This is a genomic window from Cupriavidus sp. H39 (assembly GCF_050271075.1).
GTDB classification, from domain to species: Bacteria; Pseudomonadota; Gammaproteobacteria; order Burkholderiales; family Burkholderiaceae; genus Cupriavidus; species Cupriavidus necator_B.
Genome location: NZ_CP189846.1, coordinates 662,145 through 675,230, shown reverse-complemented (window position 1 = coordinate 675,230; position 13,086 = coordinate 662,145). Strand labels below are relative to the sequence as shown.

The window sequence follows — 13,086 nt, the reverse complement described above, 5'->3', positions numbered from 1 at the left end:
CGTCCCACCGACCCAACGTACCCTGACCCTTCAAGCTGGTAGGCATGGCCATGACCCACGACGACATCTTTGCGCGCGTTTCGGCAGTTCTGCAGGACTCCTTTGAAATCGAAGCGGAGCGCATCCGGCCGGAAGCCCGGCTCTACGAGGACCTCGATATCGACAGCATCGACGCCGTCGACCTGCTGGTCAAGCTGAAGCCGATGCTGGACAAACCCCTCAAGCCCGAACAGTTCAAGTCGGTGCGCACCGTCCAGGACGTGGTGCAGGCGCTGGCGCTGCTGATCGACTCCGGTTCCGCCGCGACGGCCTGATGTCGTGGCGCGGCTGGACCCTCGGCGCGCTCACGCTGTGCTACCCGGTGGCGGTCTATGTCGGCCTGCAGTACTGGCCGCCGCGGCTGGTGGCGCTGCTGCTGGTGGCGCTGCTGGCGCTGCGGCTGGCGGCCGTGCGCCACCCGGGCTGGCGCCCGCTGGCGCTGGCCGCGGCCGCGCTGGCGCTGGTGGTGTTCGCCTCCGGCGCGGCGCTGCCGCTCAAGCTGTACCCGGCGCTCGTCAATACCGTGCTGCTGGCCGTGTTCGGCCTGAGCCTGTGGCGCGGGCCCAGCGTGGTGGAGCGCATCGCGCGCCTGCGCGAACCGGCGCTGCCGCCGGCGGGCGTGGCTTACACGCGCAAGGTCACTGCGGCGTGGTGCGTGTTCTTCTGCGTCAACGGCGCGCTCGCCACCGGCACCGCGCTGTTTGCCAGCGACCGGGTCTGGGCGCTGTACAACGGCGCCATTGCCTATGTGCTGATCGGCGCCATGTTCGCCGGAGAATGGCTGGTGCGCCGGCACGCGATGGCCGGAGGCCGGCATGACTGAGACCCTGCCGCAGGCCGTGTGGATCGAAAGCAGCGGGCACGCCGCCGCGGCCATGCTCGACGTGGGAGCCCACCTGGCCGTGTTCGACGGGCATTTTCCCGGCACGCCGATCGTGCCCGGCGTGGCCCAGGTCGACTGGGCCATGGCGCTGGCACCGCAGCGCCTGCCGGTGCCGCCGCGCGAGCGCTTCCTGCGCCTGGAGGTGCTGAAGTTCCAGGCCATCATCCGGCCTGGCACCCAGGTGCGGCTCGACCTGGCCTGGGAGCCGGCCAGGCAGGCGCTGGCGTTCCGGCTGAGCTCGGCCGCGGGCGCGCACGCCAGTGGCCGCATCATCTTCAGGAGCGAACATGGCTGACGCCGAGTTCCGGCCCGTGGTGCTGGTGCCGGTCTACAACCACGAGCGAGCCATCGGCGCCATGGTCGCGGCGATCCTGGCGCACCCGGTGCCGTGCCTGCTGGTCGACGACGGCAGCGACGCCGCCTGCGCGGCGGTCTTGCGCGAACTCGCCGCGCGCGAGGCTGGCCGCATCACGCTGGTCCGGCTGGAACGGAACCAGGGCAAGGGCGCGGCCGTGACCGCCGGCTTCGAAGCCGCCTGGCGCGCCGGCTACACCCATGCGCTGCAGATCGACGCCGACGGCCAGCACGATGCCGGCTGCATTCCCGCCTTCATCGACATGGCGCGCCGGCATCCGCAGGCCATGGTGTGCGGCAACCCGGTCTACGACGCCTCGGTGCCGCGCGGGCGGCTGGTGGGCCGCTACCTGACCCATGTGTGGGTCTGGGTCCATACGCTGTCGTTCGCGGTGCGCGATTCGATGTGCGGGCTGCGCGTCTATCCGCTGGCCGAGGTGGTGGCGCTGACGCGCGCAGCGCGGATCGGCCCGCGCATGGAATTCGACATCGAGGTGCTGGTGCGGCTGGTCTGGCGCGGGGTGCGCATCCTCAATATCCCCACGCCGGTGACCTACCCCAGCGACGGCGTCTCGCACTTCCGCGTCTGGCGTGACAACCTGCGCATCTCGTGGATGCACACGCGCCTGTTCTTCGGCATGCTGCGGCGCCTGCCGGTGCTGTTGGGACGCAAGCTGGCATGAGCACGAGCGCCCCCGCCGCGCGCGACGCCGCGCCCGCGCCGCGCCACTGGAGCCGCATCGGCGAAGCCACCTGCGTCTGGGGCGTATGGTGCCTGTACGCGATCCACCGCCTGTGCGGGCGCGCGGCCTTCCGCGCGGTGCTGTACCCGGTGGTCACGTATTACTGGCTTGCGCACGGCGCCGCGCGCCGCGCCTCGCGCGACTACCTGCGCCGCGTGCATCGCGTGGCCGGCACCACCAGCCCTGCTCCCGGCGCGCGCCAGACGCTACGCCACCTGTACGCGTTTGCCGACACGCTGCTCGACAAGCTGCTGGCGATCGGCGGCCGCTATGCCTTCGGCAACGTCACGCGCGAAGGCGCCGAGGTGATGCTGCGCCAGATCGAGAGCGGCCAGGGCGGCATCATCGTCACCGCCCATATGGGCTGCCTGGAGCTGTGCCGCGTGCTGGCGCGCCATCGCCGCGGCCTGCGCCTGACGGTGCTGGTGCATACCGCGCATGCGCAGCGTTTCAACCGCATCCTGGCACGCATCGATCCCGGCGCGACGCTGCAGCTGTACCAGGTTGACGAGATCTCGCCGGCCACCGCGCAGGACCTGGCCGACAAGGTCCGCGCCGGCGAGTTTGTCGCCATCGCCGGCGACCGCGCCCCGGCCCATGGCGGGCGCGCCGTCACGGTGCCGTTCCTGGGCGCGCCGGCGCGCTTTCCGGTCGGTCCTTACGTGCTGGCCGCGCTGCTGGACTGTCCGCTGTTCGCGATGGGCTGCATCCGCCATGGCAATGGCCACCTGCTGCGCTTTACCGAACTGGCACGCACCGTGCGCCTGCCACGCGCGGGCCGCGCCGAGGCGCTGGCCGGCCACGCCCGTGCCTATGCCGACTGGCTGGCCGACCTGCTGCTGCTGTCGCCCTATGACTGGTTCAACTTCTACGATTTCTGGGCCGACCCCGACGCCAGCGCCGCGCGCGCGCCGGGTGGATCGAAACCCACCGTGCCATGACCCCAGACCTGAGCCACGAGATCACCCTGAGCCCCGCCTTCCACGACCTCGACCCGATGGACGTGGTGTGGCACGGCAACTATGTGCGTTACCTGGAGCACGCGCGCTGCGCGCTGCTGGCGCGCTTTGGCTACGACTATCCCGCGATGCGCGATTCCGGCTACGCCTGGCCCGTGGTCGACCTGCGCCTGCGCTATGTCCGTCCGCTGGTGTACGGCCAGTCCGTGACCGTGCGCGCGACCATCGTCGAGTGGGAGAACCGGCTCAGGATCGATTACCTGGTGCGCGATGCGGCCACCGGCGCACGGCTGACCAAGGGCTACACGGTGCAGGTGGCAGTGGATATGCGCAACGGCGAGATGTGCTACGAGTGCCCGCCGGTGCTGTGGCAGCGGCTGGGAGTGCAGCGATGAAGCGCCGCACCTGGCTGGCCGCGGCCATGCTGGCCACCTGCCTGCCCGCGCTGCCGGCGCAGGCTGCCCCGTCCACGCCGGCGCTGGACACCATTGCCGCGCGGCTGGCCGACGCGCCGGTGATCCGTGGCCGCTTCGAGCAGCAGCGCCAGCTGGCGGGCTTTGCCCAGCCGCTGGTCTCGCGCGGGGATTTCGTGCTGGCGCGCGACCGCGGCCTGGCCTGGATCACGCGCGAGCCGATCGTGTCGAGCCTGCTGGTGACGCCCGCGCAGCTGGTGGTGCGCGGCGCCGATGGCCAGGTGCAGCAGCGCCTGGCGGCCGATGCGCAGCCGGCCATGCGGGTCGTCGGCGAATCGATGATCGCGGTGCTGCGCGGCGACTTGTCGGCGTTGTCTGGCCGCTTTGCCATCGACGCGCGCCTGGCCGGCAAGGACGGCTGGTCGATGACCCTGACGCCGACCGACGGCGGCATCCGCCGCGCCTTCGCGCGCATCGAGCTGGCCGGCGACCGCTTCGTGCGCAACATCCGGCTGGAAGAGGCCGGCGGCGATGCCACCCGCATCCGGCTGATCGATCCCGCGGCCGCGCCGCGCCTGTCCGCCGCGGAGGCGCAGCGCTTTGAGTGATTCGGCCCACCGCACCACCACCGGGACCCGCGCCGCCGCCGGCATGGCGCCGCTGGCGCGCGCTTTGGCGTTCGCCTGGCTCGCCATCGTCGTCGGCATCGCCGTGCACCAGGCCAGCTTCTGGCGCAGCGCCCGCATTGACACCGACGTGATGGCGCTGCTGCCCGGCAGCGAGCGCACCGCCACCGCCGAGCGCGTGCTGCGCCAGCTGGCCGACAGCGTCTCGCGCGAGATCATCGTGCTGGTCGGCGCGCCCGACTGGCAGCAGGCCAAGGCCGCCGCGCAGCGCTTCGGCCAGAGCACCGGCGCGCAACCCGCGCTGCTGCGCCCGGTCGACCGGATCGCCGCGTTCGACTTCGATGCCGCGCTGGCGTTCTACCGCCCCTGGCGCGCGCACCTGCTGACCGATAGCCAGCGCGCCATGCTGGGCCGCGCCGATGCCGACACGCTGGCGCAGCAGGCGCTGGCGCGGCTGTACCAGTTTTCGGTCGGCGCCGGCCTGTCGGGCTGGTCCGCCGATCCGCTCGGGCTGTGGCCGGACTGGTGGCTGTCGCGCGCCGACCTGACCCGCGTGCGCGAGCGCGACGGCATGGCAGCCTTCCAGGCCGATGGCCTGCAGTGGGTGTTGCTGACCTATCGCATCGGCAAGTCCGCGTTCTCGGTCAGCGGCGATACCGACTATGCCGACCTGCTGGCTCGCGCCGACGCCAGCGCACGCGCGGGGCAGGACACAGTGCGCGTGGTGATGGCCGGGATCCCGCTGCATGCCGAAGCCGCGGCGGCGCAGGCCAGCTTCGAAATGAACGTGATCGGCCTGGGCTCGCTGGCCGCGGTGCTGCTGCTGGTATGGCTGGCATTCCGCTCGCTGCGACCGATCGTGCTGGTGGCGCTGTCGCTGCTGGTCGGCACCGCCGCGGCGATCTCGGTGACCGCCGCCGTGTTCGAGCGCGTGCACCTGATCACGCTGGTGTTCGGCGCCAGCCTGGTCGGCGTGGCCGAGGACTATGGCATCCACTACTTCGTGACTCGCCAGGCCGATGGCCGGCGCACGCCGGCCGGCGTGATGCGCCGGCTGCTGCCCGGCATGGCGCTGGCGCTGTCCACCAGCGTGGTCGCCTACCTGGCGCTGGGGATCGCGCCGTTCCCGGGGCTGCGGCAAATGGCGCTGTTCTCGGCGGTGGGCCTGCTGGCGGCGTTCCTGACGGTGGTGCTGTGGTTCCCGCTGCTCGATCGCGGCAGCCTGCGGCCCACGCGGTTGTCGGCGGGGCTGGCCGACAGCCTGGCACGCTGGCCGCGCGTGCGCGCCGATGGCCGCACCCTGTTGCTGTTGGCGGCGCTGGCGGCGTTTATCGTGCCTGGCCTGTGGCAAGTGAAGGTGGTAGACGACGTGCGCCAGTTACAAAGCTCACCGCCCGCGCTGATCGCGGCGCAGCGCAGCGCCGGGCGCCTGCTCGGCAGCCCCAGCCCGGCGCAGTTCCTGCTGGTGCGCGGCGCGTCCGCCGAGCAGGTGCTGCAGCGCGAGGAAGCCGCCAAGGCGGCGCTGGCCGGCATGGTCGCGCAGGGCGGACTGGGCGGCCTGGTCGCGCTGTCCGACTGGGTGCCGTCGGCGGCCCGCCAGCGCGCCGATGCGACGCTGGCCGCGCCGCTGGAGGCACAGGTGCGCGAGCGCGTCGGGCAGATGACCGGAGCCGGTACGCCAGCGGCGCGCGGCATGGCGGACGCACAGTCGGCCCTGACCTTGCAGGCGTGGCTCGCCCATCCGGTCTCCGCGGCCCTGCGCCACCTCTGGCTCGGCCGCGAAGGCAAGGACGGCAACTACGCCAGCGTGATGCTGCTGCGCGGACTGGACGACCCGAGGACGATGCCAAAGGTGCAGGCTGCCGTGGCCGGCGTGCCCGGCGTCGAATGGGTCGACCGGGTCGCGGACCTGTCCGGCTTGCTGCACCACTACCGCGTGCTGATGACCTGGCTGCTGCTGGCCGGCGCCGTGGCCGTCAGCGTGCTGCTAGCCTGGCGCTATGGCCACGCCGCGTGGCGAGCGCTGGTGCCAACCCTGCTCGCGGCGCTGTTCAGCGTGGCGCTGCTGGGCTGGCTGCAGGTTCCGCTGCAGCTGTTCCCGGTGCTGGCGCTGGCATTGCTGCTGGGCGTCGGCGTCGACTATGGCATCTTTCTGCTGGAACATCCCGGCGATGGCGTATCGTGGACCGCGATCGTGCTGGGCGCGGCCAGTACGCTGCTGGCGTTCGGCCTGCTGGCGCTGTCGTCCACGCCGGCGCTGCATGCGTTCGGCGTCACCATGCTGGCCGGGGTCGGCGCGGTCTGGGTGCTGTCGCCGTGGTTCCGGCCGCAGGCGCCGGCAGGCGCTGCGCATGACGGGCACTGAGCACCGCCGGCATTCGCGCCCAAACCTGCAATCTATGAACGGAATTCGAAGCTTATGAAAACGGAAACCACGGATGTCGTCATCATCGGCGCCGGGCCAGCGGGCTCGGTCGCTGCCGGCTTGCTGCGCAAGCATGGGATTCCGGTGCTGGTGATCGAAAAGGAAACCTTCCCGCGCTTCTCGATCGGCGAAAGCCTGCTGCCGCAAAGCATGGCCTATATCGAGGAAGCGGGCATGCTGCGCGCGGTGGTGGAGGCCGGCTTCCAGTACAAGAACGGCGCCGCGTTCGCGCGCGGCACGCAGCAGACCGCGTTCGACTTCCGCGAGAAGTTCTCGCCGGGCTGGGGCACCACCTACCAGGTCCAGCGCGCGCGCTTTGACCACGTGCTGATCCGCGAGGCCGAGCGTCAGGGCGCCGAGGTGCGCTTCTCGCACCGGGTGGAAAACGTCGATGTCAGCGGCGCGCAGCCCGAAGTCACCGTGCGCGCGCCGGACGGCAGCCACTACACCGTGCGCGCCAGGTTCCTCCTCGACGCCTCGGGCTTCGGTCGTATCCTGCCGCGCCTGCTGCGGCTGGAAACGCCGTCGGGCTTCCCGGTGCGCAGCGCGATCTTCACGCACGTGGAAGACCGCATCCTGACCGGCACCTTCGATCGCAACAAGATCCTGATCAGCGTGCATCCGCAGCACCAGGACGTCTGGTACTGGACCATCCCGTTCTCCGACGGGCGCTGCTCGCAAGGCGTGGTGGCCGAGAAAGCGTTCCTGGACCGCTACACCGGCACCGACACCGAGCGGCTGCAGGCGCTGGTGGCCGAAGAGCCGGGCCTGGCAAAGCTGCTGGCCGATGCGCAATGGGATACCCCGGCGCGCCAGATCGCGGGCTACTCGGCCAATGTGAAATCGCTGTGGGGCAACGGCTACGCGCTGCTCGGCAATGCCGGCGAGTTCCTCGACCCGGTGTTCTCGTCCGGCGTGACCATCGCCTTCAAGTCGGCCAGCCTGGCGGCGCAATGCCTGGTACGCCAGCTGGCCGGCGAGACCGTCGACTGGGAGCAGGACTTCGCGCGACCGCTCAAGGCCGGCGTGGACTGCTTCCGCGTGTTTGTCGAAGCCTGGTATGAAGGCCGTTTCCAGAAACTGATCTTCCATCCCAACGCCACCCCGGAAATCCGCAACATGATCTCGGCGATCCTGGCCGGCTATGCCTGGGACCGCGACAACCCCTTCGTCGCCGAACCGCGCCGCCGGCTGGCGGTGCTGGAAGAATTCTGCAGGGTCTGATGAAGCGCGCCACCTTGTCCGCGCTGGCGCTGGCCGCCGCCCTGGCGGCGGGCTGCGCCGCGCCCGGCCCTGCTCCAGAACACCCGGCACCGGCCGCGCGCGCGCTGCTGCGCCTGCCGCCGGCGTCGCTGCAGCGCGAGCTGAAGCTGCAGCAGCACATCACCGTCGAGTTCACGGTGCAGGGCCGCACCGAGCGCCGCGAACTTCTGGCGCTGCTCGAGGCCGATGCCGCCCGCACGCGCCTGGCCGCCGTCGGCGGCGGCCAGGTGCTGGCGCGGCTGGACTGGGACGGCACCACACTGCACGTCACGCGCGCGCCCTGGGCACCGGCCGAGCTGGAGCCCGAACGCATACTGAGCGACCTGCAGCTGGCGCTGTGGCCGGCCGCGGCCATCCGCACGGCGCTGCCGGCGGGCTGGAGCCTCGAGGCGACCCCTGCGCTGCGACAGCTGCGCCAGGGCAGCGAGACCGTGGCCGAGATCCGCTTCCCCGACCCCGCCACCACGCTGTTCGTGCAGCACCGCGACGGCTACCGGCTGACCATCCGCAACCTGCCCGCCGCGCCAGACGCGAATGCGCGCGCGAACGCGGGCGGTGCCGCATGACGGCCTATCTCAACACGGTCGGCATCCGCTGCGCGCTCGGGCGCGGACCGGACGCGGTGCGCGCCGCCATGTGGCAGGCCGACGCACCGGCGGGCGGCGAAGTCACCGATCGCTACAGCCCCGGCCGCCTGCTGCAGCTCGGCACGGTCAGGGATCTTGCCGACGATGCCGTGCCCGTGCATGCCGATGCGCGCCACCGCAGCCGCAACAATGCGCTGCTGCTCGACGCGCTGGCGCAGGTGCGCCCCGCCGTGGACGATGCCATCGGCCACGTCGGCCCCGCCCGCGTGGCCATCGTGCTCGGCACCAGCACCTCTGGCATGCGCGAGGCCGAACTGGCGCTGCAGGCCCTGGCAAACGCGGGCGCATTGCCGCCTGGCTACCACTACGGCCAGCAGGAACTGGGCTCGCCGGCGAGTTTCCTCGCCGCCACGCTCGGCACCACCGGGCCGGCGTACACGATCTCGACCGCGTGCTCGTCCAGCGCCAAGGCGCTGGCGGCCGGCGCGCGGCTGCTGCGCCACGGGCTGGCGGACGTGGTCCTGGCCGGCGGCGTCGATACGCTGTGCGCGTTTACCGTGGCCGGCTTTTCTTCGCTGGAGTCGGTCAGCGCGGCGCGCTGCAATCCGCTCTCGGCCAACCGCAACGGCATCAACATCGGCGAAGGCGCGGCACTGTTCCTGATGTCGCGCGAGGCCGGTCCGGTGCGCCTGGCGGGCTGGGGCGAATCCTCCGACGCCTACCACATGTCCGCGCCCGAGCCGCACGGCAAGGGCGCGCAACTGGCGATGCGGCAGGCGCTGGCGCGCGCCGGCATCGGCGCGCAAGACATCGACTACGTCAACCTGCATGGCACCGCGACCCCCGCCAACGACGTGATGGAAGCGCATGCCGTGGCCGCGGTGCTGGGCCGCGAGGTGCCGGTCAGCTCGACCAAGCCGCTGACCGGGCACACGCTGGGCGCGGCCGGCGCGATCGAAGCCGCGCTGATGTGGCTGACGCTGGCGGGCAACCCGCGTGGCCAGTTGCCGCCGCACTGGTGGGACGGCGTCGCCGACCCGACGCTGCCGGCGCTGCATGTGGCGGCCCCGGGCAGCGCGCTCGGGCGCGCGCCGCGCCATCTGATGAGCCTGTCGTTCGCCTTTGGCGGCAGCAACGGCGTGCTGGTGCTGGGGGAGGGCTGAGCGTGCAAGACCTGGATCCCTTGCCGCCCGTTGCCGAGGTGGTGCCGCATGGCGGCGCGATGCTGCTGCTCGACGCGCTGCTGCACGCCGACGACGAGCGCTGCACGGTGCGCGCCACGGTACGGCCGGCGCAGCTGTTTACCGATGCGGCGGGCATGCCCGCCTGGGTCGGCATCGAATACATGGCGCAGGCCATCGCCGCCTGGGCCGGCATGCGCGACCGCCGCGCCGGCCGGCCGCCCGGCATCGGCTTCCTGCTCGGGTCGCGCCGCTATGAGTGCGAGGTGCCGGCGTTCCCCTTGGGCAGCGCGCTGACCATCAGCGTGCAGGCCGAACTGACCGGCGACAATGGCCTGGGCCAGTTTGCCTGCCGGCTGGCGCTCGATGGCCGCGAGGTCGCCCGCGCCAATGTCTCCGTGTTCCAGCCTGCCGATGCGCAGGCCTTTCTGCAAGGACAACAGCCATGAGTAATCCGACCGTGCTGGTCACGGGTTCGTCCCGCGGCATCGGCCGCGCCATTGCCCTGCGGCTGGCCCGCGACGGCTATGACGTGGTGGTGCACTGCCGTGCGCGCCGCGACGAGGCCGACTCCGTCGCCGACGCGGTGCGCGCGTGCGGGCGCAAATCGCGCGTGCTGTGCTTCGACGTGGCCCGCCGCGAAGACGCCGCCAGCGCGTTGCTGACCGATATCGCCGCGCATGGCTGCTACTACGGCGTGGTGTGCAATGCGGGCCTGGCGCGCGACGCCGCCTTTCCGGCCATGACCGGCGCCGAATGGGACGAGGTGGTGCATACCAACCTCGATGCCTTCTACAACGTGCTCAACCCGGTGGTGATGCCGATGGTGCAGCGACGCGAGCCGGGCCGCATCGTCACGCTGTCGTCGGTGTCGGGGCTGGTGGGCAACCGCGGCCAGGCCAACTACAGCGCGGCCAAGGCCGGCATCATCGGCGCCACCAAGGCGCTGGCGATCGAGCTGGCCAAGCGCGCCATCACCGTCAATTGCGTGGCGCCCGGCCTGATCGACACCGACATGGTCGAGCCGCACGTGCGCGACGAAGCGCTGCGCATGATCCCGGCGCGGCGCATGGGCACGCCCGAGGAAGTCGCCGCCACCGTGGCCTTCCTGCTGTCGCCGGATGCGGGCTATATCACGCGGCAGGTGATCTCGGTCAATGGGGGGATGTTCGGGTGAAGCGCGTCGTCATCACCGGAGCCGGCGCCATCAGCGCGCTGGGCAATGACTGGGCGGCCGTGCGCGGCTTCCTGGCGTCGGGGCGCAGCGCCGTGGTGCGCATGCCGGAATGGGAGGGCATCAAGGGCCTGAACACGCTGCTGGGCGCGCCCGTGCCGCCGCTGACCCTGCCCCCGCACTACACGCGCAAGCTGACCCGCTCGATGGGCAAGGTGGCGCTGATGTCGGTGCTGGCCAGCGAAGCCGCGTTGCAGGACGCGGGCCTGCTGGGCGACGCGCTGCTGCGCAGCGGCCGGCTCGGCATCGCCTACGGCTCGTCCACCGGCACGCCGGAGGCGGTCGCCGACTTCGGCCGCATGCGCAGCGAGCGCACCACCGAGGACATCAGCGCGACCACCTATATCCGCATGATGCCCCATACCACGGCGGTCAATATCGGCGTGTTCTTCGGCATCACCGGGCGCATCGTCACCACCTCGAGCGCCTGCACCTCGGGCAGCCAGGGCATCGGCTACGCCTATGAAGCGATCCGCAGCGGGCGCCAGGTGGCGATGCTGGCCGGCGGCGCGGAAGAGCTCGACGCCACCGAGGCGGCCGTGTTCGATACGCTCTTCGCCACCAGCACCTGCAACGACACCCCGCACACCACGCCGCGCCCGTTCGACAGCGGCCGCGACGGCCTGGTGCTGGGCGAGGGCGCCGGCACGCTGGTGCTGGAAGAACTGGAGCACGCCCGCGCGCGCGGCGCGCGCATCCTGGCCGAGATCGTCGGCTTCGGCACCAACAGCGACGGCGCGCACGTGACCCAGCCCAAGGCCGAGACCATGGCCGTGGCGATGCGGCTGGCGCTGGAAGACGCGGGCCTGGACCCCGCGCGCATCGGCTACGTCAACGCGCACGGCACCGCCACCGACCACGGCGACGTGGCCGAGTCGCACGCCACCCACGCCGTGTTCGGCGCCGCCATGCCGGTCAGTTCGCTCAAGAGCTACATGGGCCATACGCTGGGCGCCTGTGGCGCGCTCGAAGCGTGGATGACCATCGAGATGATGCGCGATGGCTGGTTTGCCCCCACGCTGAACCTGCGCAGCCCGGATCCGCGCTGCGCGCCGCTCGACTACATCATGCAGGCCCCGCGTGAGTTCGCCGCGGACTACGTGATGAGCAACAACTTCGCCTTTGGCGGCATCAACACCTCGCTGGTGTTCCGCCGTTGGGAAGACTGAAGTGCTGTGCCGAAGTCCTTTCTAGATTGCCAACCGCATACCAACCAGAAGAAGGAAGATCTATGAAGCCCGTTCTGTCCGCCGCCACCCTGGCGCTCTGCGCCGGCGCCCTGCTCGCCACCCCCGCGATGGCCCGCGACACCAAGTACATGCTGCCGCTGCAGGAAGTGCTCAACATGCCGGAGGCCAAGGAAAAGCTCGACGACTCGTTCCGCTTCTACCTGGCCGGGCAGAAGACGCCGAAGGTGCTGGACCGGATCGACTCGGGCGTGTCCAACCGCAAGACCAACGGCGTGGGCAAGAGCGACGAGGACGGCTGCCGCTGGGCCGCGCTGTCGGCGCTGATCGCGCTGCAGGACACGGCCAAGTCGAAGGGCGCCAACGCGGTCGTCGACATCGTCAGCTACTACAAGAAGAACGAGGTCGCGAGCCCGACCGACTATGAATGCCACGCCGGCGCGGTGGTGGTGGGCGTGGCGCTGAAGGGCACCTACGCCAAGGTTGCGCCGTAATGACGGCCTGGCTGCGCCTGGGCAGCGTGAGCGCGCTTGCCGCGCAGGCGCCCGACGCGCAGTCGTGGATGTCGGCAGGCGAACGCGCGCGCCTGGCCGGCATGCCGGCCACGCGGCGGCGCGCGCAGTTCGTCGCCGGCCGCTGGCTGGCCCGCATGCTGCTGGCGCGCGCCTTCGGCGGCGGCTGGCAGGATTGGTCGCTGAGCGATGGTGAAGACGCGCCGCCGCGGGCTTGCGGCCCGGTGCCCGCCAGCCTGTCGATCTCGCACAGCCAGGAACTGGTCGCGTGCGCGGTGGGCCGCGACGTGCTGGGACTGGACCTGGAGCCGGTGCGGCCGCGCAAGGGCCTGGACGCCCTCTATGCGGCGATCACCACCGAGGCCGAGCGCGCCGCGCTCGCCGCCCACGTGGGGCAGGCTGACGCGGTGCACCGGTTTGCGCACGCGTGGACGCTGAAGGAAGCCGGCATCAAGCGCCATGGCGGCGCCCTGTTCGCCACCATGCTGGGTCATGCGCTGACCCTCGTGCCGTCGTGCGCGCTGCACGCCGATGCCTGTACCTGGCTCCATGACGGTCATGTGCTGGCGCTGTGCGCCGCTGACGTGGCCAGCCTCGACCTCGCCGAGATGGCCGCCGCCCCGCGCTACTGGCGCCTGCTGCGGGCCGGTGCCTGCGCCCCGGCCGAGTCCTGAACCGAA

16 protein-coding genes are annotated in these 13,086 nt (G+C 71.5%); all 16 read left to right on the top strand.

Annotation, left to right across the window (positions count from 1 at the left end; genetic code table 11):
* Positions 1–50 precede the first annotated feature (50 nt).
* The 16 genes from ACOCMH_RS03500 (at position 51) to ACOCMH_RS03425 (ending at position 13,080) form a co-directional block, all read left to right on the top strand.
* Positions 51–314, top strand: coding sequence for an acyl carrier protein (locus ACOCMH_RS03500; RefSeq protein WP_427307789.1), 264 nt, complete (start codon positions 51–53; stop codon positions 312–314).
* On the top strand, positions 314–862 hold the full coding sequence (locus ACOCMH_RS03495; protein WP_427307788.1) for a hypothetical protein: 549 nt from the start codon (positions 314–316) through the stop codon (positions 860–862). The genes ACOCMH_RS03500 and ACOCMH_RS03495 overlap by 1 nt, the downstream gene beginning before the upstream one ends.
* Entirely contained in the window at positions 855–1,217 is a 363-nt protein-coding gene (locus tag ACOCMH_RS03490; protein ID WP_427307787.1) for a hypothetical protein, read from the top strand. Before ACOCMH_RS03495 ends, ACOCMH_RS03490 begins: the two co-directional genes overlap by 8 nt.
* On the top strand, positions 1,210–1,959 hold the full coding sequence (locus ACOCMH_RS03485) for a glycosyltransferase family 2 protein (RefSeq protein WP_427307786.1): 750 nt from the start codon (positions 1,210–1,212) through the stop codon (positions 1,957–1,959). Before ACOCMH_RS03490 ends, ACOCMH_RS03485 begins: the two co-directional genes overlap by 8 nt.
* Positions 1,956–2,960, top strand: a complete 1,005-nt coding sequence (locus ACOCMH_RS03480; RefSeq protein ID WP_427307785.1) for an acyltransferase — start codon at positions 1,956–1,958, stop codon at positions 2,958–2,960. The genes ACOCMH_RS03485 and ACOCMH_RS03480 overlap by 4 nt, the downstream gene beginning before the upstream one ends.
* Complete coding sequence (locus ACOCMH_RS03475; protein ID WP_427307784.1) at positions 2,957–3,373, top strand: acyl-CoA thioesterase; 417 nt, start codon at positions 2,957–2,959, stop codon at positions 3,371–3,373. Before ACOCMH_RS03480 ends, ACOCMH_RS03475 begins: the two co-directional genes overlap by 4 nt.
* Positions 3,370–3,999 (top strand): LolA family protein, encoded by a 630-nt coding sequence (locus tag ACOCMH_RS03470; RefSeq protein ID WP_427307783.1) that lies wholly within the window; start codon positions 3,370–3,372, stop codon positions 3,997–3,999. Before ACOCMH_RS03475 ends, ACOCMH_RS03470 begins: the two co-directional genes overlap by 4 nt.
* Positions 3,992–6,382: an MMPL family transporter gene (locus ACOCMH_RS03465; protein WP_427307782.1), complete on the top strand. Its 2,391-nt coding sequence runs from the start codon at positions 3,992–3,994 to the stop codon at positions 6,380–6,382. Before ACOCMH_RS03470 ends, ACOCMH_RS03465 begins: the two co-directional genes overlap by 8 nt.
* 54 nt (positions 6,383–6,436) lie before the next feature.
* Positions 6,437–7,666: an NAD(P)/FAD-dependent oxidoreductase gene (locus ACOCMH_RS03460; protein ID WP_427307781.1), complete on the top strand. Its 1,230-nt coding sequence runs from the start codon at positions 6,437–6,439 to the stop codon at positions 7,664–7,666.
* Positions 7,666–8,271 (top strand): DUF3261 domain-containing protein, encoded by a 606-nt coding sequence (locus ACOCMH_RS03455; protein ID WP_427307780.1) that lies wholly within the window; start codon positions 7,666–7,668, stop codon positions 8,269–8,271. Before ACOCMH_RS03460 ends, ACOCMH_RS03455 begins: the two co-directional genes overlap by 1 nt.
* Entirely contained in the window at positions 8,268–9,455 is a 1,188-nt protein-coding gene (locus ACOCMH_RS03450) for a beta-ketoacyl-ACP synthase (RefSeq protein WP_427307779.1), read from the top strand. Before ACOCMH_RS03455 ends, ACOCMH_RS03450 begins: the two co-directional genes overlap by 4 nt.
* A 59-nt stretch (positions 9,456–9,514) precedes the next feature.
* Positions 9,515–9,922, top strand: a complete 408-nt coding sequence (locus ACOCMH_RS03445; RefSeq protein WP_427308346.1) for a hypothetical protein — start codon at positions 9,515–9,517, stop codon at positions 9,920–9,922.
* On the top strand, positions 9,919–10,650 hold the full coding sequence (fabG, locus tag ACOCMH_RS03440; RefSeq protein WP_427307778.1) for a 3-oxoacyl-ACP reductase FabG: 732 nt from the start codon (positions 9,919–9,921) through the stop codon (positions 10,648–10,650). Before ACOCMH_RS03445 ends, fabG begins: the two co-directional genes overlap by 4 nt.
* Positions 10,647–11,876 (top strand): beta-ketoacyl-ACP synthase, encoded by a 1,230-nt coding sequence (locus ACOCMH_RS03435; RefSeq protein WP_427307777.1) that lies wholly within the window; start codon positions 10,647–10,649, stop codon positions 11,874–11,876. Before fabG ends, ACOCMH_RS03435 begins: the two co-directional genes overlap by 4 nt.
* Positions 11,877–11,938: 62 nt before the next feature.
* Positions 11,939–12,388, top strand: coding sequence for an excinuclease ATPase subunit (locus ACOCMH_RS03430; protein ID WP_427307776.1), 450 nt, complete (start codon positions 11,939–11,941; stop codon positions 12,386–12,388).
* Positions 12,388–13,080 (top strand): 4'-phosphopantetheinyl transferase family protein, encoded by a 693-nt coding sequence (locus ACOCMH_RS03425; RefSeq protein WP_427307775.1) that lies wholly within the window; start codon positions 12,388–12,390, stop codon positions 13,078–13,080. Before ACOCMH_RS03430 ends, ACOCMH_RS03425 begins: the two co-directional genes overlap by 1 nt.
* Positions 13,081–13,086 lie beyond the last annotated feature (6 nt).